This is a genomic window from Enterobacter cloacae complex sp. HYC033_NIDB (assembly GCF_056673335.1).
This window is the reverse complement of record NZ_CP115123.1, coordinates 459,201-482,907: the sequence shown is the minus strand read 5'-3', so window position 1 is coordinate 482,907 and position 23,707 is coordinate 459,201. Positions and strand designations below refer to the sequence as shown.

Annotated in this window: 25 protein-coding genes; 6 read left to right on the top strand and 19 right to left on the bottom strand. The window is 59.6% G+C overall.

Annotated elements, in window-relative coordinates; genetic code table 11:
• The first annotated feature begins 188 nt into the window (after nucleotides 1–188).
• Nucleotides 189–2,231, top strand: a complete 2,043-nt coding sequence (gene prlC, locus O1721_RS02400) for an oligopeptidase A (protein WP_032649784.1) — start codon at nucleotides 189–191, stop codon at nucleotides 2,229–2,231.
• Nucleotides 2,232–2,238: 7 nt separating this feature from the next.
• Nucleotides 2,239–2,991, top strand: coding sequence for a 16S rRNA (guanine(1516)-N(2))-methyltransferase RsmJ (gene rsmJ, locus O1721_RS02395; RefSeq protein ID WP_017693818.1), 753 nt, complete (start codon nucleotides 2,239–2,241; stop codon nucleotides 2,989–2,991).
• Nucleotides 2,992–3,082: 91 nt separating this feature from the next.
• Here rsmJ and uspA read toward each other — a convergent pair whose 3' ends face one another.
• On the bottom strand, nucleotides 3,083–3,520 hold the full coding sequence (gene uspA / locus O1721_RS02390) for a universal stress protein UspA (RefSeq protein WP_003861223.1): 438 nt from the start codon (nucleotides 3,518–3,520) through the stop codon (nucleotides 3,083–3,085).
• A 283-nt stretch (nucleotides 3,521–3,803) separates the two neighbouring features.
• On the opposite strand from uspA, the gene uspB reads away from it, so the two are divergent.
• On the top strand, nucleotides 3,804–4,139 hold the full coding sequence (gene uspB / locus O1721_RS02385) for a universal stress protein UspB (RefSeq protein ID WP_003861224.1): 336 nt from the start codon (nucleotides 3,804–3,806) through the stop codon (nucleotides 4,137–4,139).
• Nucleotides 4,140–4,193: 54 nt separating this feature from the next.
• On the opposite strand, the gene pitA is transcribed toward uspB, so the two are convergent.
• Nucleotides 4,194–5,693, bottom strand: coding sequence for an inorganic phosphate transporter PitA (gene pitA / locus O1721_RS02380; RefSeq protein ID WP_003861225.1), 1,500 nt, complete (start codon nucleotides 5,691–5,693; stop codon nucleotides 4,194–4,196).
• Nucleotides 5,694–5,921: 228 nt separating this feature from the next.
• Between pitA and O1721_RS02375 the strand changes: the two genes are divergently transcribed.
• The gene (locus tag O1721_RS02375; RefSeq protein WP_032649782.1) at nucleotides 5,922–7,121 is read left to right on the top strand and encodes a BaiN/RdsA family NAD(P)/FAD-dependent oxidoreductase; all 1,200 of its coding nucleotides are present in this window, start codon (nucleotides 5,922–5,924) and stop codon (nucleotides 7,119–7,121) included.
• 87 nt (nucleotides 7,122–7,208) lie between these two features.
• The gene (locus tag O1721_RS02370; protein WP_015571505.1) at nucleotides 7,209–8,234 is read left to right on the top strand and encodes a TerC/Alx family metal homeostasis membrane protein; all 1,026 of its coding nucleotides are present in this window, start codon (nucleotides 7,209–7,211) and stop codon (nucleotides 8,232–8,234) included.
• 61 nt (nucleotides 8,235–8,295) lie between these two features.
• On the opposite strand, the gene O1721_RS02365 is transcribed toward O1721_RS02370, so the two are convergent.
• The 3 genes from O1721_RS02365 to O1721_RS02355 form a co-directional block, all read right to left on the bottom strand.
• Nucleotides 8,296–8,958 (bottom strand): HAD family hydrolase, encoded by a 663-nt coding sequence (locus O1721_RS02365; RefSeq protein ID WP_003861228.1) that lies wholly within the window; start codon nucleotides 8,956–8,958, stop codon nucleotides 8,296–8,298.
• Nucleotides 8,959–9,064: 106 nt separating this feature from the next.
• Nucleotides 9,065–9,859: an SDR family NAD(P)-dependent oxidoreductase gene (locus O1721_RS02360; RefSeq protein ID WP_032649780.1), complete on the bottom strand. Its 795-nt coding sequence runs from the start codon at nucleotides 9,857–9,859 to the stop codon at nucleotides 9,065–9,067.
• Between the two features lie 32 nt (nucleotides 9,860–9,891).
• A complete protein-coding gene (locus tag O1721_RS02355) occupies nucleotides 9,892–10,773 on the bottom strand; it encodes a LysR family transcriptional regulator (protein WP_032649778.1) in 882 nt (293 codons plus the stop codon).
• 99 nt (nucleotides 10,774–10,872) lie between these two features.
• Between O1721_RS02355 and O1721_RS02350 the strand changes: the two genes are divergently transcribed.
• Entirely contained in the window at nucleotides 10,873–11,379 is a 507-nt protein-coding gene (locus O1721_RS02350) for a phenolic acid decarboxylase (protein ID WP_032649776.1), read from the top strand.
• A gap of 58 nt (nucleotides 11,380–11,437) precedes the next feature.
• On the opposite strand, the gene acpT is transcribed toward O1721_RS02350, so the two are convergent.
• The 14 genes from acpT to O1721_RS02280 are packed head-to-tail and all read right to left on the bottom strand — an operon-like array spanning nucleotide 11,438 to nucleotide 23,699.
• Entirely contained in the window at nucleotides 11,438–12,031 is a 594-nt protein-coding gene (gene acpT / locus O1721_RS02345) for a 4'-phosphopantetheinyl transferase AcpT (RefSeq protein ID WP_479953578.1), read from the bottom strand.
• 2 nt (nucleotides 12,032–12,033) lie between these two features.
• Entirely contained in the window at nucleotides 12,034–13,263 is a 1,230-nt protein-coding gene (locus O1721_RS02340) for a beta-ketoacyl-ACP synthase (RefSeq protein WP_032649772.1), read from the bottom strand.
• Complete coding sequence (locus O1721_RS02335; protein WP_026094333.1) at nucleotides 13,260–13,991, bottom strand: 3-ketoacyl-ACP reductase FabG2; 732 nt, start codon at nucleotides 13,989–13,991, stop codon at nucleotides 13,260–13,262. Before O1721_RS02335 ends, O1721_RS02340 begins: the two co-directional genes overlap by 4 nt.
• The gene (locus tag O1721_RS02330) at nucleotides 13,985–14,461 is read right to left on the bottom strand and encodes a hotdog family protein (RefSeq protein ID WP_100160639.1); all 477 of its coding nucleotides are present in this window, start codon (nucleotides 14,459–14,461) and stop codon (nucleotides 13,985–13,987) included. The genes O1721_RS02335 and O1721_RS02330 overlap by 7 nt, the downstream gene beginning before the upstream one ends.
• Nucleotides 14,458–15,624: a beta-ketoacyl-[acyl-carrier-protein] synthase family protein gene (locus O1721_RS02325; RefSeq protein ID WP_017384110.1), complete on the bottom strand. Its 1,167-nt coding sequence runs from the start codon at nucleotides 15,622–15,624 to the stop codon at nucleotides 14,458–14,460. The genes O1721_RS02330 and O1721_RS02325 overlap by 4 nt, the downstream gene beginning before the upstream one ends.
• 1 nt (nucleotide 15,625) lies before the next feature.
• Nucleotides 15,626–16,204 carry a DUF3261 domain-containing protein gene (locus tag O1721_RS02320; protein WP_032649770.1) on the bottom strand — a complete coding sequence of 193 codons (579 nt, stop codon included), beginning with the start codon at nucleotides 16,202–16,204 and terminating at the stop codon, nucleotides 15,626–15,628.
• Nucleotides 16,201–18,522 (bottom strand): MMPL family transporter, encoded by a 2,322-nt coding sequence (locus tag O1721_RS02315; RefSeq protein ID WP_032649768.1) that lies wholly within the window; start codon nucleotides 18,520–18,522, stop codon nucleotides 16,201–16,203. Before O1721_RS02315 ends, O1721_RS02320 begins: the two co-directional genes overlap by 4 nt.
• The gene (locus O1721_RS02310; RefSeq protein WP_032649766.1) at nucleotides 18,491–19,096 is read right to left on the bottom strand and encodes an outer membrane lipoprotein carrier protein LolA; all 606 of its coding nucleotides are present in this window, start codon (nucleotides 19,094–19,096) and stop codon (nucleotides 18,491–18,493) included. The genes O1721_RS02315 and O1721_RS02310 overlap by 32 nt, the downstream gene beginning before the upstream one ends.
• A complete protein-coding gene (locus O1721_RS02305) occupies nucleotides 19,093–19,515 on the bottom strand; it encodes an acyl-CoA thioesterase (RefSeq protein WP_006812302.1) in 423 nt (140 codons plus the stop codon). The genes O1721_RS02310 and O1721_RS02305 overlap by 4 nt, the downstream gene beginning before the upstream one ends.
• Nucleotides 19,516–19,518: 3 nt before the next feature.
• Nucleotides 19,519–21,210, bottom strand: a complete 1,692-nt coding sequence (locus tag O1721_RS02300; protein WP_032649764.1) for a glycosyltransferase family 2 protein — start codon at nucleotides 21,208–21,210, stop codon at nucleotides 19,519–19,521.
• Complete coding sequence (locus O1721_RS02295; protein ID WP_017693835.1) at nucleotides 21,201–21,551, bottom strand: ApeI family dehydratase; 351 nt, start codon at nucleotides 21,549–21,551, stop codon at nucleotides 21,201–21,203. Before O1721_RS02295 ends, O1721_RS02300 begins: the two co-directional genes overlap by 10 nt.
• The gene (locus O1721_RS02290) at nucleotides 21,538–22,884 is read right to left on the bottom strand and encodes a class I adenylate-forming enzyme family protein (RefSeq protein WP_032649763.1); all 1,347 of its coding nucleotides are present in this window, start codon (nucleotides 22,882–22,884) and stop codon (nucleotides 21,538–21,540) included. Before O1721_RS02290 ends, O1721_RS02295 begins: the two co-directional genes overlap by 14 nt.
• The gene (locus O1721_RS02285; RefSeq protein WP_032649760.1) at nucleotides 22,877–23,476 is read right to left on the bottom strand and encodes a COG4648 family protein; all 600 of its coding nucleotides are present in this window, start codon (nucleotides 23,474–23,476) and stop codon (nucleotides 22,877–22,879) included. Before O1721_RS02285 ends, O1721_RS02290 begins: the two co-directional genes overlap by 8 nt.
• Nucleotides 23,448–23,699, bottom strand: coding sequence for an acyl carrier protein (locus O1721_RS02280; protein WP_003861262.1), 252 nt, complete (start codon nucleotides 23,697–23,699; stop codon nucleotides 23,448–23,450). Before O1721_RS02280 ends, O1721_RS02285 begins: the two co-directional genes overlap by 29 nt.
• Nucleotides 23,700–23,707 lie beyond the last annotated feature (8 nt).

Below are 23,707 nucleotides of genomic sequence, written 5' to 3'. Positions count from 1 at the left end.
ATTGACGATTTGCCACAGTTTACAGCAGAACGGCACAGATTACCCGCAGGCCCGGTAAGCGCAGCGCCAACGGGCGTTTTTCGACAACCTTCGGCATTGAAATCCTCTACACTTAACCCCATTACTGAAAACAATATGCACAGCGCCGGATGCGCGCTTCATTCATCTATTTCAACAGGACAGCGTTTATGACCAATCCATTACTGACGCCTTTTTCGTTGCCACCGTTTTCTAAAATCCTCCCTGAGCATGTGGTTCCGGCCGTTACCCAGTCGCTGAACAACTGCCGTGCGGCGGTAGAAAGCGTGGTCGCGCAGGGCGCGCCGTACACCTGGGAAAATCTGTGTCAGCCGCTGGCCGAAGTGGACGACGTGCTGGGGCGTATTTTCTCCCCGGTGAGTCACCTGAACTCGGTGAAAAACAGCCCGGAGCTGCGTGAAGCCTACGAACAGACCCTGCCGCTGCTCTCTGAGTACAGCACCTGGGTCGGTCAGCATGAGGGGCTCTACAAAGCCTACCGCGACCTGCGCGACGGCGACCACTATGCCGAACTGAACACGGCGCAGAAAAAATCGGTCGATAACGCCCTGCGTGATTTCGAACTGTCCGGGATTGGCCTGCCAAAAGAAAAACAGGTTCGCTACGGCGAAATCGCCGCGCGCCTGTCCGAGCTGGGCAACCAGTACAGCAACAACGTCCTCGACGCCACCATGGGCTGGACGAAGCTGATTACCGATGAATCTGAACTGGCGGGTATGCCGGAAAGCGCGCTGGCGGCGGCAAAAGCCCAGGCCGAAGCGAAAGAGCAGGAAGGCTTCCTGTTAACGCTGGATATCCCAAGCTATCTGCCGGTGATGACCTACTGCGACAACCAGGCCCTGCGCGAAGAGATGTACCGCGCCTACAGCACCCGCGCCTCCGATCAGGGGCCGAATGCCGGTAAGTGGGATAACAGCCCGGTGATGGCGGAGATCCTCGCCCTGCGCCACGAACTGGCACAGCTGCTGGGCTTCGACAGCTATGCCGATAAATCCCTTGCCACCAAAATGGCCGAGAACCCACAGCAGGTGCTCGACTTCCTGACCGATCTGGCGAAACGCGCCCGTCCTCAGGGTGAAAAAGAACTGGCTCAGCTGCGCGCCTTTGCGAAAGTGGAGTTCGGCGTGGACGAGCTTCAGCCGTGGGATATCGCGTACTACAGCGAAAAACAGAAACAGCACCTCTACAGCATCAGCGACGAACAGCTGCGTCCGTACTTCCCGGAAAACAAAGCCGTTAACGGCCTGTTCGAGGTGGTGAAACGCATCTACGGCATTACCGCGAAAGAGCGTACCGACATCGACGTCTGGCATCCGGACGTGCGCTTCTTCGAGCTGTATGACGAGAAAAACGAGCTGCGCGGCAGCTTCTATCTGGATCTTTACGCGCGTGAAAACAAACGTGGCGGGGCGTGGATGGACGACTGCGTGGGCCAGATGCGTAAAGCGGATGGTTCCCTGCAAAAACCGGTCGCCTACCTGACCTGTAACTTCAACCGCCCGGTGAGCGGCAAACCTGCGCTGTTTACCCACGATGAAGTGATCACCCTGTTCCACGAGTTCGGTCACGGCCTGCACCACATGCTGACCCGCATCGAAACCGCTGGCGTCGCCGGTATCAGCGGTGTGCCATGGGATGCGGTCGAGCTGCCAAGCCAGTTTATGGAAAACTGGTGCTGGGAGCCGGACGCGCTGGCATTTATCTCCGGCCATTACGAAACGGGCGAACCGCTGCCGAAAGAACTGCTGGATAAAATGCTGGCGGCGAAAAACTACCAGGCGGCGATGTTCATCCTGCGTCAGCTGGAGTTCGGCCTGTTCGACTTCCGCCTGCACGCCGAGTTCAGCCCGGAGCAGGGGGCGAAAATCCTCGAAACCCTGGCTGAGATTAAAAAGCAGGTCGCGGTTATTCCAGGCCCGACCTGGGGACGCTTCCCGCACGCGTTCAGCCATATCTTCGCAGGCGGGTACGCCGCAGGCTACTACAGCTACCTGTGGGCCGACGTGCTGGCGGCAGATGCCTTCTCGCGCTTCGAAGAAGAGGGGATTTTCAACCGCGAAACCGGTCAGTCGTTCCTTGATAACATCCTGACGCGCGGCGGTTCAGAAGAGCCTATGGAGCTGTTCAAACGCTTCCGTGGCCGCGAGCCGCAGCTGGATGCGATGCTGGAGCATTACGGAATCAAAGGCTGATTGCTACGTGAAGATCTGCTTAGTAGATGAAACAGGCGCCGGGGACGGCGCCTTATCTGTTCTGGCGGCCCGCTGGGGGCTGGAACATGATGAAGACAACCTGATGGCGCTGGTGATGACGCCGGAACATCTGGAGCTGCGCAAGCTCGATGAGCCAAAGCTTGGCGGGATTTTTGTCGATTTTGTCGGCGGCGCGATGGCGCACCGGCGTAAGTTTGGCGGCGGTCGCGGTGAAGCGGTGGCCAAAGCGGTCGGCATTAAAGGCAGCTATCTGCCGGACGTGGTGGATGCCACGGCGGGGCTGGGGCGCGATGCCTTTGTGCTGGCGTCTGTCGGCTGTCGAGTGCGGATGCTGGAGCGTAATCCAGTTGTCGCCGCGCTGCTCGACGACGGGCTGACGCGGGGCTACGCGGACCCGGAAATCGGCCCGTGGTTACAGGAACGTTTGCAACTTATTCATGCCTCCAGCCTGACGGCGCTGACCGATATCACCCCGCGCCCGCAGGTGGTCTATCTCGACCCCATGTTCCCGCATAAGCAGAAAAGCGCGCTGGTGAAGAAAGAGATGCGGGTGTTTCAGTCTCTGGTGGGGCCAGATTTAGATGCCGATGGCCTGCTGGAGCCGGCTCGTCAGCTGGCGACGAAGCGGGTGGTGGTGAAGCGGCCGGACTATGCGCCGCCGCTGGCGGACGTTGCGACCACTAACGCGGTGACCACCAAAGGACACCGATTTGATATTTATTCGGGAACGCCAGAATAAAAAAGCCGGGTGGCGGCTTCGCCTTACCCGGCCTACATTCAGTGCCGCTTGTAGGCCCGGTAAGCGTTAGCGCCACCGGGCTTTTTTGCACTTACTCGTCTTCTTCGTCACGCAGTGGAACAATCAGCATATCCACGTGTACGGTGTTAATCAGCTGGCGCGCGGAAGACATCAGCTTGCTCCAGAAGTCCTGGTGATGACCGCATACCACCAGGTCCATATCGTATTTCTTAATCGCATCAACCAGCACCTGGCCCAGATCGCCGCTACCGCTTAAGGTTTCAGTGATTGGATAGCCCGCGTTGGTAGAAAGCTCACTCAGCGCGTGGTGAGTCTCTTCGGAGATGCGTTTCTGCATATCGCCGAGATTCACGTCGATCAGACCGGTGTAGAGGTCGGAGTAATTCACATCAACGTGAATCAGCGAAACTTTCGCGTTGTAGGGACGTGCCATGGATACTGCTTTATCAACCAGCACTTTACTCTCCGGGGAGAGGTCTACCGCGATGAGAATGTGTTTGTAAGCCATAGTGTTACTCCTTCCTTAAGTTATCGATGACTAAATGGGAAAGCCGTCGTCTGATGCTTTCATTACGGCCCAGTTAAACATATTTTTCAAGCTTTGGTGTTGATAACGATTAACCTTGTGGCAAAAAAATTAACGGATCTCCTACACTATTTAATGAGCCGTTCGGATATTAAAACGCGAACCGGATCGACTTTTGGTCATTCTTTCACTGAACTGTCTGTCAGGGCATTGGGGTGCGGTAGCTCAGGAGCCTTGCTTCGTGGGCGGACGCCGGGGAGGATGTATGATTAGCACCGTCGCATTGTTTTGGGCGTTATGCGTGGTTTGCATAGTGAATATGGCGCGCTACTTCTCATCGTTACGTGCGCTGTTAGTGGTACTTCGTGGTTGCGATCCGTTGCTTTATCAGTATGTGGACGGTGGAGGGTTCTTCACCTCGCACGGACAGCCCAGCAAGCAGATGCGTCTGGTGGGGTATATCTACTACCAACGCTACCGCGATCACCACGATGAAGAGTTTATCCGTCGCTGCGAGCGCCTGCGTCGTCAGTTCATTTTGACCAGCGCCCTGTGTGGCCTGGTTGTGGTGAGTATGATTGCGCTGATGATTTGGCACTGAGCATAAAAAAAGCGGGCCAGTTTCCTGACCCGCTTTTTTGTCGCCTTCAGCCGATTAAATCAGCTTCAGCGAAATCCAGTACAGACCGCCAGACAGCAGGATGGACGCCGGGAGGGTGAACACCCAGGCCATCAGAATGTTGGTCACGGTTTTACGCTGCAAACCGCCGCCGTCAACAATCATGGTACCTGCCACGGACGAAGAGAGTACGTGGGTGGTGGAGACTGGCATACCGGTGTAGCTTGCCAGACCGATAGATACCGCCGCCGTCATCTGCGCGGACATACCCTGCGCATAGGTCATGCCTTTCTTACCGATCTTCTCACCGATGGTGGTCGCCACACGACGCCAGCCAATCATCGTACCGATACCCAGCGCCAGTGCGACCGCCATGATGATCCAGATTGGCGCGTACTCAATGGTGTTGAGCATATCGCCTTTCAGTTTCTTCAGCAGACGTTGGTCGTCAGCATTAACCTCTGGCAGCTTCGCGACTTTATCGGTCACGTCGGAGATACAGAGCATGATGCGACGCAGTTGACCACGCTGTTCAACAGCCAGTTTGTCATAGCTTTCGATATCGGCCAGCATACCTTTCGCACGTTCCAGCGCGTTAATCGCGTTTGCGGGATGGCAATGGAACTCGCCCGGTGCCGTCGTTGCGCCTGACTCCGGAGAAGGAATCAGCTGGTCCACGCCGGTCGCTTTCTTCAGCAAATCAGGATGCTGCTGGAAGTAAGTCTCAACGTTGTTAACCGCATCACGGGTACGGGTGATTTCGTAACCGGAGGCGTTCATGTTAACCACGAAGCCCGCCGGTGCGACGCCAATTAGAACCAGCATCACCAGGCCGATACCTTTCTGACCATCGTTCGCGCCATGAGAGAAGGCGACGCCAATAGCGGAAATGATCAGCGCGATACGCGTCCAGAACGGCGGCTTTTTCTTGCCGTCTTTCTTCTCACGCTCTGCTGGCGTCAGATGGATACGCGCACGTTTTTTCGTGTTGCTCCAGTAGCGACGCAGGATGAAAATCAAGCCACCCGCCACCACCAGACCGACGATAGGGGAGATGATCAGAGAGCCGAAAATACCGAGAACTTTCGGGATATTCAGCGCATCAACGACGGAGGTCCCGGTCATCAGGGCATTGGTTAACCCAATACCGATAATCGCGCCGATGAGGGTGTGAGAGCTGGATGCCGGCAGGCCGAAATACCAGGTACCGAGGTTCCAGATAATCGCAGCAAGCAGCATTGAGAACACCATGGCCAGGCCATGACCGGAACTCACGTTAAGCAGCAGATCCGTTGGCAGCATATGCACAATGGCATACGCAACGCTCAGTCCGCCCAGGAGGACACCAAAAAAGTTAAATACCGCCGCCATCACGACCGCAAGCTGCGATCGCATTGCGCGAGTGTAGATAACCGTTGCTACTGCGTTTGCAGTGTCGTGGAAGCCGTTGATCGCTTCGTAAAACAGCACAAAAACCAGAGCAAGCAATAATAAAAGCCCGGTATGTAAATCCAGGCCGGCAAACAAATGTAGCATAGGACGTTACGCCATTTTGAGGACATGAACGCGGCGCATTATCCAGGACAAATGCGCAACGGGCAAAGTGAAATATAGACTTTTTTTGACATACCACCTGATTTGAGAAATGTGCCTGAAAGGATAATCTTTAAATATCAATGAAATGGCTTTGTAATATCTTTTTACGCTGGTGCGACCACTGAGGAAACTTTACAATCCGCGGCAGTTAACGAAGAGGATTTTGACGTGGAAAGGTTTGATGCCGTAGTAATTGGCGCCGGTGCGGCGGGTATGTTTTGTGCGGCGATGGCCGGACAAGCGGGTCGTCGCGTGCTGCTGCTGGATAACGGAAAAAAGCCTGGCCGCAAGATCCTGATGTCTGGCGGCGGGCGATGCAACTTTACTAATCTTTATGTCGAGCCTGCGGCCTATTTGAGCCAGAACCGTCATTTTTGCAAATCTGCGCTGGCGCGCTACACCCATTGGGATTTTATCGAGCTGGTGGGTAAACACGGTATCGCGTGGCATGAGAAGACGCTGGGGCAGCTGTTCTGCGACGACTCCGCGCAGCAAATTGTCGATATGCTGGTGGCCGAGTGCGAGAAAGGCGGCGTAGTTATGCGCCTGCGCACCGAAGTGCTGGACGTCGCCCGTGACGAGCAGGGCTACACGCTGCAACTCAACGGTGAAACCGTCAGCGCCGATAACCTGGTGATCGCCAGCGGCGGCCTCTCGATGCCGGGGCTGGGCGCTTCACCGTTCGGCTATAAAATTGCCGAGCAGTTTGGCCTGAAGGTACTGCCCACCCGCGCCGGGCTGGTACCGTTCACGCTGCATAAGCCGCTGCTGGAACAGCTTCAGACGCTCTCCGGCGTGTCTGTGCCGTCGGTCATTACGGCCGAAGACGGCACGGTGTTCCGCGAAAATCTGCTCTTTACTCATCGCGGACTCTCGGGCCCGGCGGTATTGCAGATCTCCAGCTACTGGCAGCCGGGGGAGTTTGTCTCCGTAAACCTGGTGCCGGACTGCGATCTGGACGCCTTCCTTAACGAGCAACGCGCCGCGCATCCGAATCAAAGCCTGAAAAATACCCTGGCGATGCAGCTGCCGAAGCGTCTCGTGGAGTGCTTGCAGGTATTAGGGCAAATTCCGGATGTCGCGCTCAAGCAGCTCAACAGCCGCGAGCAGGAAGCGCTGGTGGAGACGCTGACGAACTGGCGCGTACAGCCAAACGGCACCGAAGGCTACCGCACGGCGGAAGTGACGCTGGGCGGCGTGGATACAAACGAACTCTCATCCCGCACGATGGAAGCCCGCAACGTGCCGGGTCTTTATTTCATTGGTGAAGTGATGGACGTGACCGGCTGGCTCGGCGGGTATAACTTCCAGTGGGCGTGGGCCAGTGCCTGGGCATGCGCGCAGGCACTCGCTGAAAAGAACGGTTAATATTTATTTTTTTAGCGTGCTGCGTCCTTAACGGGTCCACGCTTTTTATTGTGTGCATGGTGTTTTGTCTTCTTAAAAGGGTTGTCTATGTCTGCTGCTCATCTCGGTTTCCCGACGGAAACCGTTGTTGTCTTCGTGGTGATGGCCGTTGGGGCGATGTTTATCGACCTCTTCATGCACCGTCACGATAAACCGATCTCGCTGAAAAGCGCGGTCATGTGGTCCATCTTCTGGGTCATGATGGCGATGGCCTTCGCCGGATTCTTATACGTGCACCACGGCGCGGAGATGGCCAGTCTGTTCCTGACCGGCTATGCGCTGGAAGAGGTGCTCTCCGTCGACAACCTGTTTGTGATGATGGCGATCTTCGCCTGGTTTGGCGTGCCGGATAGATATCGTCACCGCGTGCTCTACTGGGGCGTGCTCGGGGCGATTGTGTTCCGTGGTATTTTTGTTGCCATTGGCACCAGCCTGCTGAGCCTGGGACCGTATGTTGAGGTCATTTTTGCGCTGGTCGTCGGCTGGACGGCGGTGATGATGCTGAAACGCAATGAAGAGAGCGATGAAGTAGAAGATTACTCCAACCATCTGGCGTACCGCCTGGTGAAACGCTTCTACCCGGTGTGGCCAAAAATCAGCAGCCATGCGTTTATCCTGACCCAGAAAGAGGTGGATGCCGAACTGGAGAAGCCTGAAAACAAGGATGTGATGGTAGGCCGCGTGAAGAAGGCGAAGCGCTACGCGACGCCGCTGCTGCTCTGCGTCGCGGTGGTGGAGCTGTCCGACGTGATGTTCGCCTTCGATTCCGTACCCGCAATCATTGCCGTCAGCCGTGAGCCGCTGATTATCTACAGCGCCATGATGTTCGCGATCCTCGGCCTGCGTACCCTCTACTTCGTGCTGGAAGCGCTGAAGCAGTATCTGGTGCATCTGGAGAAAGCGGTGGTGTTACTGCTGTTCTTCGTGGCGTTCAAGCTGGGGTTGAATGCGACCGACCATTTCTGGCATCACGGTTATAACATCGGCGCCACGGCAAGCCTGTTTGTGGTGCTGGGGGTACTGGCGCTGGGGATTATTGCGAGCGTGATGTTCCCGGGAAAACGTGAAGCCTGATGTACCGCTTTTCTCCCTCTCCCTGTGGGAGAGGGCCGGGGGTGAGGGCACCGGGCCACACCTAACCCTTAATTGGTGAATTTCGGCGCTTGCTCGGATGATGAAAATGCCGCCAGTGCGGATCCTGCGCCGCCGCCAGCAACTCGTGGTCGCCACGCGTGTCGCCCCAGGCGCGCAGGTGATACGCGTTCAAATCCCCATACACCTTCTCCAGCCTCGCCACCTTCTGGGCACAGCGGCAGTTGTGGCCGGTGATCCGCCCGGTCAGCTTGCCGTCTTTCACTTCCAGCTGCGTGCCAATCAGCTTAATGCCGAGCTTATCGGCCCACGGCTGCAATACCAGCGCCGGGGAAGCAGAGCAAATCGTCACTTCCGCACCGGAATTGACCTCGTTGGCGACGGCCAGCACACCTTCCGGGCGCATCAGCTTGTTCCAGTATTTTTCACAGAAGGCTTCCGCCTGCTGACGTAACCAGTGCTCATCCACCCCCGTCAGGAAGGTTTTAATCAACACCTCTTTCAGCTCATCTCGCGTCAGCTTGCGGCGCACACAGTGCAGCGTAGGCAGGGCCATGCGCACCAGTCGGCCAGCAAAGTAGCGCTTGCCAAAGGCAAAGCGCAGGAACGGGATAAAACTGTCGTGGTGCGTCAACGTACCATCAAAGTCAAAGACAGAGAGCACGCTGGACTTCGCCACGGCTTCGTCGGCAATCATATTGGTCATAAATACGTCTTAGCTGAAATACACATTCTGTTCACTAGTTTACCTGCTTTACCTTCACAGTCCTTATATCAGGTCGCATTTTTTCCTGAACCTGTGGCCTGACGGGTCAAACAATGTCATCCACCACGCCGCCGTCAACGCGCAGCGCCGCGCCGGAAGTCGCGGAGGCCTGCATGGAACAGACATATACCACCATATTTGCCACTTCTTCCACCGTGGCGGCGCGCTGGATCACCGAGCTGGGGCGATTCGCCATCACGAACTCTTTCGCCAGCTGTTCCAGCGATTTACCGGTTCTTTCGATCTCGTCTTTCATCATCGCGGCAAAACCGTCCGACATTGTCGGGCCCGGCAGCACGCTGTTCACCGTCACGCCACTGCCTGCCACGAACTTCGCCAGACCGCGCGCCAGCGAGAGCTGGGCGGTTTTTGTCACGCCATAGTGGATCATATCCGCAGGAATATTGCAGGCCGATTCTGACGAGATAAACACTACCCGACCCCAGCCCTTTTGTACCATGCCGGGCAGCAGGGCACGAGAGAGGCGCACGCCGGACATCACGTTGGTCTGCCAGTAGCGTTCCCAGGTCTCGTCGTCGGTGGAATAAAAATCCTGCTGGCCATAGATCCCGGCGTTATTCACCAGAATATCGACGTGCGTGGCGACCCTGAGCAGTTCGTCAACGCCCTCCTGCGAGCTCAGATCGGCGATGGCGGCACGGACCTGTACGCCCGGCACCACCTGCTGTAGCGCCTGAATGCCTTTGTTCACCGAGTCGACGCTGCGCCCGTTCACGATCACTTCCGCACCGCTCTCCGCCAGCCCGCGGGCGATGGCAAACCCAATACCGCCGGTGGACGCGGTCACCAGCGCCACTTTCCCCGTTAAATCAATTTTCATCATTCGCTCCTTGTCATCTTATGGTTCAAAACTTAAAGCGTAGCAGTTGACGATGACGGCTCCTGTTTAAAAAGGCGCAACAGCGTCTCAACCTGCTCGTCCAGCGGGCTGAGGGAGCGTTTGACGATGAGGTGCAGCGGCGTGGCGCGACGTACGCCGTGGCTGAGCGGCAGCGTTTTAAGGATGCCCTGCTGGAGCGGGGTCTGAATGCGTTCTTCCGGTAACCAGCCGTATCCAACCTGATACATCACCGCTTCGATCGCGGCATCGATGGTGGAGAAGGTCCACGACTCCCCGGTGGGGTGAGCGGTGGGCTGGCTGTCTGCGATCTGAATGCGCGGCCACGGTCGTAGCATCTCGTCGTTAAGCGGTGTATCCAGCGCAAACAGCGGGTGAGCGTGATGCGCGACGGCAACAAAATCGATATTCATCAGCCATTCGCCCAGGCCGGTAATGTCCTGGCGGCGGGTTAAGACCATCACGTCGGCTTCATCATTGAGCGCATCCGCGCGGCTGTTTTCCAGCACCTCGGTAAGCCGCACCTGCGTTTGCGGGTACAGCTGCTGAAACTGGCGCAAAATCGCGAACAGCCGGCTGCGCGGAAAAATACTGTCTACCATCAGGTCGATACGGGTTCGCATCCCGCTGCGCAGGGTCGCAGCGCGCGTTTCAACATAGGCGAAGGCTTTCAGCAGCGGTTTAACCTGATTCAGCAACAGCTCACCCGCCGGTGTCAGCACGGCACGCCGTCCCTCTGTCATCAGGAGCGCCACGCCCAGCCGCTCCTGCAACAGCGACAGGTTATAGCTGACCGAGGACTGGCTGCGGTGGGTCTCTTCCGCCGCCTTAGCGAAGCTGCCAGCCTCGATGACTCTCTCCAGCAAGGCCCACTGTTCGAGCGTCGTCTTGTGCATAATTAATCTAAATTTTGGATGAATTTGATTCAAACATAGCGTTATTCATTCATTTTTTGAAGGGGTACGATCGTCTCATCAAAACAAAGGAGACATCGTATGAGCACCTTCGATAAACATGATTTAAGCGGCTTCGTCGGCAAACATCTGGTATATACCTACGATAATGGCTGGAACTACGAAATTTACGTTAAAAACGAAAACACCCTGGACTACCGTATTCACAGCGGTCTGGTGGGCAACCGTTGGGTGAAAGATCAGCAGGCCTACATTGTCCGTGTTGGGGAGAGCATCTATAAAATTTCCTGGACGGAGCCAACCGGTACCGACGTGAGCCTGATCGTGAACCTGGGTGACCGCCTGTTCCACGGCACCATCTTCTTCCCGCGCTGGGTCATGAATAATCCGGAAAAAACCGTCTGCTTCCAGAACGATCACATTCCGCTGATGAATAGCTACCGTGATGCCGGGCCAGCGTATCCAACCGAAGTGATTGATGAATTTGCCACCATCACCTTCGTGCGCGACTGCGGTGCGAATGACGATAGCGTTATTGCGTGCGCGGCCAGCGAGTTGCCAAAAAACTTTCCGGAAAATTTAAAATAAGATCGGGAACACGTGAACGAGACATCGGCCATGTTGGTTTAACCGGCATGGCCGTTTTTTATGCCGCAGAAATACCGGAGTAAGTAACCGCTTCCGCCGTTAAGGTGAAAGGCGTAGGGGTACAGACCGCCAGGCTCAGCGAGCCGAAGCGTAGCTGGCTGACAGGGAGCGACTGGGCGGTGCTGTCAATACTGACAATCTGCCACGCGCTGCCGCCACGCTGTTTGACGATCGCCTCTTTGCGCGTCCAGATGCGCCAGAATGCGGAAAGCTGCTCTTCCGGCGCTTCACGTTCCAGCTCGTCATGTTCGGTGAGGCTGAAAACGGCATTCGCCAGCGCCTGCCAGTTCTCCCGCGGGCGGATCACTTCGATATCGCAGCCCACTTCACCTTCATCGCTCATCAGCAGGGCAATGTCGTCCCCGCTGTGGCTCAGGTTAAACCACAGAGGATGGCCGTTAGCGAAGGCCGGTTTTCCCTGCTCGCCGTAAATTATCTCGGGAAGCGGTGAGGGGGATAAGGTTCTGGCGAGCAGCGTCCGGCCTGCAAACCAGGAAGCGTGTCGTGCACCCTGAGGTGCCATGTCTGCGAGCGTTGACGCCAGCGGGTCCGCGCTAAGGGTGGAGATCTTTCCCAGTACAAACTGGTACATAGTTACGCCCAGCGTTTAATGATTATCGAGGTATTGATGCCGCCAAAGGCAAAGTTATTGCTCTGAATAAATTCGCAATCAATCGGGCGGGTTTCCCCCATAATATAATCTAAAGCGCCGCATTGCTCATCCGGTTGTCTTAAATTGAGCGTTGGCGTGAACCAGCCCTCCCGCATCATGTGCAGCCTCAGCAAGGCTTCCAGCGCGCCGCAGGCACCCAGGGTATGGCCGAAATAACTCTTTAAGGAAGAGATGGGCACGCTGTCGCCGAAAATGGCGGCGGTCGCCTGACTTTCGGCGATATCCCCGCGATCGGTTGCCGTGCCGTGGGCAGAAATGTAGCCAATCTCCTGAGGGCCAAGGCCCGCCATCGCCAGCGACTGCGCCATACACACCTGCATGGTTTCACGCTGGGGCTGGGTGATGTGCGCCGCATCGCAGTTGGTGGCAAAGCCCACGATCTCGCCATAGATTGTCGCCCCGCGCGCTCTGGCGTGATCCAGCTCTTCCAGCACCAGCGTGCCCGCCCCTTCGCCAATCACCAGGCCATCGCGCTGAACGTCAAACGGCGACGGCGTGGTTTTTGGCGCGTCGTTACGCTGGCTTGTGGCAAACAGGGTATCGAAAACCGCCGCTTCCGACGGGCACAGCTCTTCCGCGCCGCCTGCCACCATCACCGTCTGGTAGCCGTGACGAATCGCTTCCCAGGCGTAGCCAATCGCCTGGCTGCCAGAGGTACAGGCGCTCGAGGTGGGGATCACCCGTCCGCGCAGGCCAAAGAACAGCCCGGTATTCACCGCCGTGGTGTGCGGCATCATCTGCACGTAGGTGGTGCCGGTGATGTTGTGGGTGTGCTTTTCGGTGAGCATAGAGGCAAACTCGCTGACCGGCCCGGTGCTGCCGGTCGACGAGCCGTAGGCGATGCCGGTCTGACCGTTGGTCAGCACCGCGTCGTCGATCAGTCCCGCCTGCTCCAGCGCCAGCTCGGTGGCGCGGGTAGAGAGCAGCGACACCCGGCCCATGGCGCGAATGCGCTTACGGGTATAGTGAGCGGGGAGAGTGAAATCTTCAATCGGCGCGGCGAGCAGGGTTTGCAGGCCGTCATACGCCTGCCACTCCGTCATGGTACGCACCGCATTTTCATACTCGCGCAGACGGCGCGAGATGGTCGGCCAGTCCTCGCCGAACGCGGTGACGCCGCCCATGCCCGTAATCACTACCCGGCGGGTCATAGCATGCCTCCGTTAATCGAAATCACCTGACGCGTCACATAGCCTGCTTTATCCGACATCAGGTAACTCGCCAGCCCGGCGACCTCCTCGGCCTGGCCCATACGCTGCATCGGGATCATCGACATCGCCGCGTGCAGCGCGGCTTCGTCCATCTCGATCATGCCGGTATCGATCAGCCCCGGCGCGATGCAGTTGACGGTGATTTTGCGTTTTGCCAGCTCGGTGGCGAGCGCTTTGGTGGCGCCGATGATCCCGGCTTTCGCCGCGCTGTAGTTCACCTGCCCACGGTTGCCCATAATGCCTGACACCGACGACAGGGTGATGATCCGCCCGCCCTTGCGGGTGCCGATCATCGGCATAATGCAGGGATGAATGACGTTATAAAAACTGTCGAGATTGGTGTGGATCACGCTGTCCCAGTCATCGTCGCTGAGCGCCGGAAACGCGCCGTCGCGGGTAATACCGGCGTTACTGACCACGCCATACCACGCGCCGTGGTCAGCGATCTCCTGTTCCAGCACCGTGCGGCACTGCTCGCGGTTGCCCACGTCGAAGGTGAGTAAACGGCCCGCGCCGCCTGCCTGGACAATCGCTTCCAGCGTCTCCTGCGCGCCCGCTTCATCACGATGGTAATGCACGCCGACGGTGAAACCGTCCGCCGCAAGCTGAAGGGCGATAGCGCGGCCAATGCCTTTGCTGGCGCCGGTGACCAGTACGGATCTCATGATGGTGTTCCCTGGTTGAAAAGTGTGGTTAATTCTTCCTCGCTCGGCTGGAAGGTGTTCACGCGGCCCGTGGCGAGGGAGACACTATCCGCATGAATGGTGCACTCGAAGCTGCCAAAGCGTTCATCCTGCATCAGACGTTCGATGGTGATGATCAGCGTGCTGCCTGCGGCAAAATGCCCTGCGTCGCACACCAGCTCGCGCGCGCCCAGCACCATGCCCAGCGCACAGTGCGGCAGCCCTTTTTGCATCCGGTGCCATTCAGACCAGACGCCCACGGTCTGGGCCATCAGCTCCAGCGCAAACCAGCCAGGCAGGTTGCCGTCCGCGTCCAGGAACGGAGCCAGAACGCCCCGATCGTTCACCGTCACGCTGCAAACGGCGCGGTCATCGGTGACGTTTTCCACGCTCTCAAGCAGCAGCATCGGCGTGTCGTGAGGAAGATAATCCCCGGGAGGTAAGTAGCGCATCATACCCTCCCCAGCAGAAGGCTGGCGTTGTTGCCGCCAAACGCAAAGGAGTTTGACAGGATCGCCGGTTTATTCAGCGGTGCGCTCTGGTGCAGCAGGCCGAAGGCGGGCAGGGTGTCGTCTGGCGCGTAGCGGGAAAAATCCTGCGGCGGCAGCGGCAGGTCTCGGGTCAGGATCAGCCAGCTCAGGGCGGCCTCGGTGATCCCCGCTGCGCCCAGCGTGTGGCCGGTAAGATGTTTCGTGGAGCTGCACGGCACGCGGTCGCCAAAGAGATCATGGATCACCTGCGCCTCAATGCGATCGTTCAGCGGCGTGGCGGTGCCGTGCAGGTTGATATAACCGACGTCCGCCGCCGTCATGCCCGCCTCGTTCAGCGCCTGGTTGATGGCGCGGATCGCCCCTTCGCCCTGCGGATGCGGGGCGGAAATATGGTACGCATCGCTGGATTCCCCCGCGCCCAGGAGCGCAACCTCGCCCGGCTCGCGGGTCAGCACCATCAGTGCCGCCGCTTCGCCAATGGTGATCCCCCGACGGTGGCGGCCAAACGGTTCGCACAGGGTTGGGGAGAAGGACTCCAGGCTGTTGAAGCCGTTGACCGGCATGCGGCTCAGGCTGTCGGCCCCGCCGACGATGGCGACGTCCACCAGCCCGGCGTCAATCAGGCGACGACCGCTGACGATCGCCCGCGCGCTGGAGGAGCAGGCGGTTGAGATGGTATACGCCGGGCCGTCCAGCGCAAGCCAGCGGGCGAGAAAGCGCGACGGATCGCCCAGCTCCTGCTGCGGATATTGCCACTGCGGGCTGCTCTCGCCGTTTTGCGCGCGGCGCACGTACTCATCACCCTCGTCCAGCCCGGAGGTGCTGGTGCCCAGCACAACCGCCACGCGGTCGCGCCCTACGCGCGCAATGGCCGCATCGACGGCGGGCCGGATTTGCGCCAGCGCCGCCAGCAGCAGCTGGTTGTTGCGGCTGCGATGGGCGGAAAAAGACTCGGGGACAGGGGGAAGTTCACCCTCCACGCCCCCCAGCACGGCCTCGGGTAAGCCCTGTAGCCAGCCCGCACGCTGGCGCATCCCGGGGGCCACACCAGCGATCAGGTTCGCCGCTATTTCATCAGCCGAGTTGCCGAGCGCGTTGACCATGCCAACGGCAGAAAGGTAAATCATCTCAGTCACCCAGATATTGAATGGTGATGTGGTAGTGAAAAGCGTGCTGCACAATGCTAATCGGTTCGCGCCTGCCGTTACGGTTCAGGTAGACAATTTCCGTGACCAGTTTGCCCTCGGGGTTGCGCAGTTCGCGTCTGGTGTCAGTATCGTTCAGCGTCCAGCCTTTCGGCAACTGCGGCTGCCAGGCGCTGAGCGGCCAGTGGCTCAGCATCACGTCGGCCAGCACCTGGCTGGCGGGCGGCAGTTGCGGCATCACAACCGACTGCTCGGTGTGGATCCCGGTGTTGTCGTAGGTGGCGAGGAACAGGCGGATCCCGACGGAGGAGAGGCCGGCAAGCGCCACTTTATTTCCATCGGCGTTCAGCATCACCAGCAGCGACTGGGTCTGGCCTTTAAAACTGCCGGTAAGCAACTGCTGCGCGCGGATGGCAGGCGTGATGCCCGGCGGGGGCAGCGTGACGCGGGTGCCGGGCTGGAGCCAGGCCTGAGGGCGTGCATCATCGCGGTTCGTCGTATGGCTACACCCCGCCAGCAGCAGGGCCAGCATCACTGCCGCCAGGCGAATGAAACGGGTCATGGTAAGTTCTCTTTGTTAGACGGCATCGCCAGCGGGGCGAGCAGGAACGCGGTGAAGATACCGCTCACCAGCACAATGCCAAAGCTGCTGATGGCCTGAGTGGTGCTGAACACCAGCATCCCCAGCGTCAGCAGGGTAGTCATCATGGCGAGGGTAATCGCCAGCATGGAGGTCAGCGGCGTGCCGCGCGGGTTGCTGAAAAACAGCGTGTAGTTAATGCCAATGCCGAGGACCAGCACCAGCGCCAGCAGGGAAAACAGGTTCACCGGATGGCCCGTCACGGCCAGCGCCGCCAGCCCGCCGCCCAGCGACAGCACGGACGGTACCAGCGCCACCAGCCCTTTTCGCCAGCCGAGGCGTAGCATCGCGCCGCAGGCAATCACCGCCAGCGCCACGCCCAGCAGCCCCGTCAGCAGCGAGCGGTAAAGCGCAAACAGGTTGTCGAAGCTGGCCTTACGGTCAACCCAGACGACCCCGGGATGGCGGGCGGCCAGCTCGCCGAGCGCGGCGCTGTTCCTGACGCCATCGACCGGGACCAGCACACCGCTTTTGCCGTCCGGCAGCGTCAGCCACAGCAAACGCCAGCCCTCGCTGGCCGGGCTGGCGAGCCACGCCTCCACGCTGACAGGCATGGCGTTCAGGTTCGGTTCACTGGTCTTCAGCCCCGTGCTTTGCAGCATTTTCATCACCGTCGGCGCGGCGTTACGCAGAAGATGCAGATCGCTGTTCTGCCGCGCCAGCGAGTTCAGCGGCAGGGTGCGCCAGCGGGTTAATTCACCGGTTTTTTGCGCCTGCGCCAGCGCCGGGGTAAACGCCTCCAGCCGCTCCAGCGTTTCCTGAGCCGACGCGCCGTATACCACGAACCACTTCTGATCGACATTTTGCCCGGTCAGGGCGGTGATGGTTTTTTCCTGCGCCAGAATGTCCTGCGGCAGCGCCTGAAGCCGGGCGATATCGTCATCCACCCGCATGCTGGCGATCCCGATGGCGGAGAGCAGCGCCAGCGCTACCGGCAGACCGACAGAGAGGGCTTTACCGTCGCGCCAGGCGTTCAGCCAGCGCTGCATCATCCCTCTCAGGGGGACCGGGCGGACCGGCATGCCCCGACATAACCACGGATGCCAGAACATTACCGTCAGGCACGAGGCGCTCAGCCCTGCGGCGGCGAACACCGCCATCTGACGAATGCCGGGGAAGGGGGCCAGCATCATGAAGAGATACGCCACGACGGTGGTCAGCAGCGCCAGCAGCAGCGCGTTACGTACTTTCGCCAGGCTTTGCCAGGGCGAGTGTTCCGCGCCGTGCACCATCCGCTCCGTGAGGTAGTAAATCGTATAGTCCGCCGAGATGCCGATGATGCTCATGCTCATCACCAGCGTCATCAGGTGCAGTTCACCGAACAGCAGCAGCGTCACGACCGTCCCCGCCAGCGCGCCGATGGCAATGGAGAGCAGGCTCAGCAGCAGCGGACGCACGGAGCGAAACACCGACACAATCAGCAGGATCACCCCGAGCACCGTGGCGACGCCAAGCGTGGAAATATCGTTTTTAGCCTGTTGGCTGGCGTAATCGCTGTAGAACACCGTCCCGCGCGAGAGCAGCTGCGCCTGTGGATACTGGCTTTTCAGCGTCTGCTGCAACGCGTTAAGGGTGGTCACCAGCTGGTGGGTTTGCTGCATATCAAACGACGAGCCCGCCAGCTCGCCGTGCAGCAGATACCAGTAGTTCCCGGCCGCGTCTTTTGTCACCAGCCAGCCGTCCATCAGCTGCATCTTCTGGCTGTTTTTCGCCAGCGCGAGCTGCGCGCCGCGCATCAGCATCAGCGGATCGTTTTGCAGCTCCTTGCCGCTCACGCCGGAAAAGGCGGAGTAGAGCTGGGACAGGATCCACTGGGCCTGTGCTTGACCGCCGTTTTGCAGGCGGGCGCGGGTGGCCGGATCGACCAGGCCATTGCGGTGTTGCCAGAAGAAATCTCCCCAGGCCTGTTGCCCGGCGGCATCCAGCGGACCTTTTACGACACTCAGCGCCTGGCTGCGTTGCAGCAGGCTTAACCACTGCTGCGCCACGCGCGGGTCCGGCTGTTTGCCGGGGCTGACCAGCCAGATGAGCTGGCGGTCGAGGCGCTGCATAAATCCGTCGTTGAGAGCGGGAGGGATCGCGGCGAGCGTCTGTTTCGGCAGCATGGCGAGCACGCTGCTGTTCAGCCGCGCGCCGGGCAGCAGCGACAGCAGCACGCCCAACAGGATCAGGCATACCGCGGCCCACAGCAGCGCCGGGCGCAGGGCGTTACGGTGCGGCAAAGCGCTGGCGTTCTGCATCGGTCAGGCGGGCGGGCGTCAGTTGGTGGCGGGAGAGGGCGATATCCGTCGTGTCGCCCTGCTTATCGTTCAGGCGAATGGATTCCAGATAGATCGCGCCCTTCAAATCAAGGGTGGAGAAAATCTTGTCCAGCGGCGTGGTGACGGGCGTCAGCACCAGCGACCAGCGGCCTTCGCCCAGGTCTTTGAAATCGACGCGGAAGTTCTCTTCCAGCACCTTGCGGTCGGCCTGGAACAGCGCCCGCAGCAGATGGTTGAACTGGAACATCTGCGGGTTAGTGTCGGCGGTAATGGTCTGCGGCGACTGACCGTTGACGATCTGCACCATCCGTTTGTCATCCAGCAGCAGCGTCATCGGGAACGGCGCTTTTTGATCCCACAGCAGGCCATTGTCACGGGCGATTAGCATCTCCCCCTCCGAGCGCAGGGGCTGAGGCATATCCTTGATCGTGCGGGTCTGTTCGAAGTGTGCGCGCACCACCGGTTGCTCCGCAAACCGCTGTTGCAATTCATCCAGCGTGACCGCGTTCACCAGCGGGCTTACCAGCAGCGCGAGTAGCGTTATCCATTTCATGGCGCGATCCCCATGCGTTCGAACAGAATGGCCGGGCTGACAAAGCACATCTCCCGGCTTGCTTCTTCCACCGCCACCTGAATGGTGTAGCCGGTGGTGGTGCGTTTCCCGGTTTGCGCGTCGAAGATTTGATAGGCGATGCGCAGACGGTTTTCAACCTCTTCAATGTGGGCGCGGACGCGAATGCGCTGCTCGAAGGTCACCGCGTCGCGGTATTTCACCCGGGTATCCACCACCGGCCAGACGTAGCCGGACGCTTTCATCTGGCGATAGCCGTAATCAAACTGGTTGAGCAGCGCTTCGCGGGCAATCTCAAAGTAGCGGAAGTAGTTGCCGTGCCACACCACGCCCATCATATCGACGTCGTGGAACGGAACGGTGATTTCAACTTCAGCCGTAAAGCGGGGATCGGTCAGCACCCTTTACTCCTTCTCGTTGACCTCTGGCAGCTGCCAGAAATCGAAAAAATTAAACCAGTCGAGCGGCGACAAGAGCGCGTAATGCTCCAGCCGCTGCGCATAGCGGTCGACGGTCTGCTGTAGCGCCTGCTGGCGTTCGCCGCGCGGCAGCAGCAGCGGGTCGGCAAACGGCTCGCAGTGCAGGGTCAGCTTTCCCTGCTGACAGAGGGCAAAAATCAGCACCACCGGGCAGCGCAAAATGGACGCCAGGATAAACGGCCCCTGCGGGAACGGTGCGGGCTGGCCCATAAATTTGCTCCATATCACCCGCCAGCTACCGCCGCGCTGCGGGGTGACGGCGATGCGATCGCCCACGATCGCCACCCATTCGCCGCGATCCAGCTTCTCTTTAATGAGGATCGCAGTCTCCGGGCCAATGTCGGTGACCGGCATCAGGTGAATGCCCGCCTGCGGTGCCATCTCCTCCATCACCTGCTTAAAGCGTCTGGCGTTGTCGCTGAAGACCAGCGCGTTGATGGTTTTCGCCCCTTCGCGCTGGGCCAGCGCCCGGCAGGCTTCCACATCGCCAAGATGCGACGCGAGCAGCAGTTTGCCCTGAGGATCGTCGAGCCCCAGCGCCTCCTGCGCGCCTGGCGCAAAGACCAGATCGCGATGGAGTTTCATTTCGCCGCGCCAGCTGGCCACTTTATTCAGCATGGCATGACCGAAGCGCAGGAAGTGGGAAAAACTGTTAAGCCGCGCGAGGGGCGGCATTTGCCGCTGTGCCATCACCGTTTTAACCCGCGCCAGCCACTGCTGCGACGCCTGACGCGCAGAGCGGGCGGTCAGCCAGTAGACGGCGGTAACCGGCCACAGCAGGGCGGTAAACGCCTTACGCCCCAGCAACTGCCAGACGCGCAGCATCAGGCGCATGCCCCATAATCCTTTTACCTCCTGCTGCTGCGCCCAGTGCTGTGAGCGGCGACGCATCAGCAGGGAAGGAATGCGCGGCAGCATGCCGAGAAACAGACGGGTATGCATCAACGAGATGCGCACGTTGTCTTTCAGGGCATCGAAATGGGATACCCCGTCCGGCGGATAGGTTACGCGGGTGGGCAGAAAATAGCTGGTGTTGCCCTGCCAGTAGAGGCGCACCATCACTTCGGTATCAAAATCCATCCGCCTGCCGAGCGGCGTGGTTGCTGCAAGGCGCAGAACCGGGGCTATCGGGTAAACGCGAAACCCGCACATGCTGTCTTTCAATTGCAGGGAGAGGGTTTCAATCCAGACCCAGACGTGCGTTATCCAGCGCCCGTACAGGCGCGAACGGGGGATCGAGTCATCGTAAACGGGCTGCCCGGAAATGAGCGCATCGGGATGACGTCCGGCCAGCGCCAGCAGTTTGGGGATGTCCTCGATAGCGTGCTGGCCGTCAGCGTCCACCTGAACGGCGTGGGTGAAGCCGCGATCGGCGCAGGCTTTCAGCCCCTGCATCACCGCCGCGCCTTTGCCGCTGTTTTCGGCCAGCCGCAGTAGCGTGACCTGCGGACGATCCGCCGCCAGCGCTTCAAGCGTGCGGCGCGTGGTCTCATCGCTGCCGTCGTCCACCACCAGACAGGGCAGATCGAAAGGCGCCAGGCGCGCCAGCACCGAAGCCATCATCGCCCCGTGGTTGTAGCAGGGGATCAGCACGCAGGGACGGAAGGTTACTGACATAAGCGAATCTTCCCGCTGCTGGCGGTGTGGCGCTCGTTACCCGCATGGCGCTGGTAGCTAAAGGTCAGCAACTGGCGTTCAGGCTGCCAGGCAAGGAGCAGCGTGACCGTGTTCTCCGGCAACAGCGGGGCGGCGAACTTCACGTTCTGAATACTGTGAAAACGGTAGCCCGACGCCAGCGCGGCGGCGTAATGCATCACCCAGTCGAGCTGCGCCACGCCCGGCAGCAGCGGCTGTACGGCGAAATGTCCCTTAAACCAGAGCAGGTCAGGATCAAGATAAAAGGTTATCTCCAGATGCTGTGGATCGGGCTGGAGGCGCCCGATTTCAGGGATCTTCATGAAACAACTCCTGTAGCTGCGCAGTCACGCGCTTGTTCATGCTGTTGACCGGGATTTCATCAACGATCCGCCAGTAGCGCGGTACGGCAACCGGTTCAAGCCAGGAGCGAAGGGCGCGTCGCCAGGCGAGCTCCTGCGCTGTTTTGCTCTGTTCGTGTTGCTGACGCACCGCTTCATTCAGCACCAGCAATACGCCAATGCCCTGACGCCCGCCGCGCGTCACCGTCAGCGCGGCGGCCTCGCGGATGCCGTCCAGCGCCAGCAGGCGGCGCTCAATGTCATCGAGCGAAATGCGTTTATCCTCAATTTTGACCACCCGACCATGACGCCCGACGAGGCTGAACTGCCCGTCAGCCGTGAAGTGCAGGATATCATCCAGCAGGACCCCCTCCGCCTCGGGGATCAGCGGCGATATCACGCGATCGCCGTGAAACGTCACGCCGGGAAAAGGCTGCCAGCGCGTGCTTTCCTCCTGACGGTAGCGCCAGGCCATTACGCCCGTTTCCGTGCTGCCGTATATTTCATCCGGCCAGACGTTGAGCCAGGCCTGAACCGCGGCGACCTCCTGCCAGGGCAGCGCGCCGCCGGCGGAGACGAGCAGGTTAACGGGGGGCGGCGTCAGCGACGCGTCCAGCCGCTTGAGAAACGCCGGACTGCTGATGAAAAGGTAGCGTTTATCGTCGGGAAGGGCAGAGAGTTGCTCGGCATAGTTGAGCAGGCTGGCATGCAGCGGCAGGCCGAGCGCCATGGGTAAGACGACACGAAACGTCAGGCCATACAGGTGGTGCAGCACCACGGAAGCCACGACGTGACAGCCCGCCAGACGCTCGCCAAAATGCGCCGCCAGCAGACGAGCCTCACGATCAAGGCTGACCACCGGCTTACTTACCCGCTGCGGCGTGCCGGTCGAGCCGGAGGTGTAAAGCTCGATCGTGCGCATCTCACCGATGGCAGGCAGCGGTGAAAAGGGATGGCCTGCCCGCTGCGCGGAAGCCACCCGCAGCTGTCGCCCCTGAAAATCGAGCGTGGTGTCGCTCAGGACGCCGCTGAACAGCGCCCGCTGTTCGTTAAGCTGCGCCGCCCGGCTGTGCCCGGGGAGGACCGGCGTTTTACCCGCATGCAGCGTCGCCAGCAGCGCGACAATAAACAGATAACCGTTTTCGATGCACAACGCCCAGCGCTCGCTATCTTCACGACGCAGCGTGTCGACCAGCTGAGTGACGTCGTGGCGCAGATCGCCAAGCGTCCAGAGATGGTCGTCCTGCCAGGCGACAGGGGTGTCGTCAGGGCGGGGCGCACTGAGCCACTGGCTAAGCGGAAGAGGGTTAAGCATCGTTTTTCATCACCCGTTGTCGCACCAGCCACTCGCCAGCCATCAGCGTGCCCATCAGGAGATAGGCAATCATCCCGTTCCACAGCGTCCACAGACGGATATCGGCGTGTAATACGGTAAACAGCGCGATCGCCCCGTTGATAATAAAAAAGCCGCACCAGACCTGGGTAACCCGGCGCGTGTAACGTACCCCGACGGGGGAGAGAGCCGGTTCACGCAGGCGCGCCAGCCGTTCGACGACAGGCATTGCCGTCCACAGCGAACCGCCAAACACCACCAGCATCACCAGATTCACCACCACTGGATATAACAGCACCCACTGGTGCGCGTGCAGGACGTAGCTCGCCGCGCAAAGCGCTATGCCAGCCAGCGCCACGCTCACGAACAGATAACGCAGGGGGCCGCCCTGCCGACGGGCCTGGCAGACGCGCAACAGCAGCACCAGCGCCATCACGGGCAGTATCCCGTGCAGGCTATTATTCGCCAGCCCGAAGCCGATCAAAAACGGCCATGCCAGCAGCATCAGCCCCGTCAGGGCGGGAAGAACTGGAATCGAACGCACGTTACGCGTCGCGCTGAAGCTGTTCCACAACGTCCACGACGTCCTGCACCGTGCGCACCGCTTTGAAGGTTTCGGGCTTGATTTTATGGCCCGTTTTCTTTTGCAGGTGCACCACCATATCGACGGCATCAATGCTGTCGAGGTCCAGATCCTCGTAAAGACGTGCCTCAGGGGTAATATCCTCCGGGGCGATTTCAAACAGCGTAATAAGAAGCGCAGAGACTTCCTGATAAATCGTTTGTTGTTCTGTCATAGCGGTCA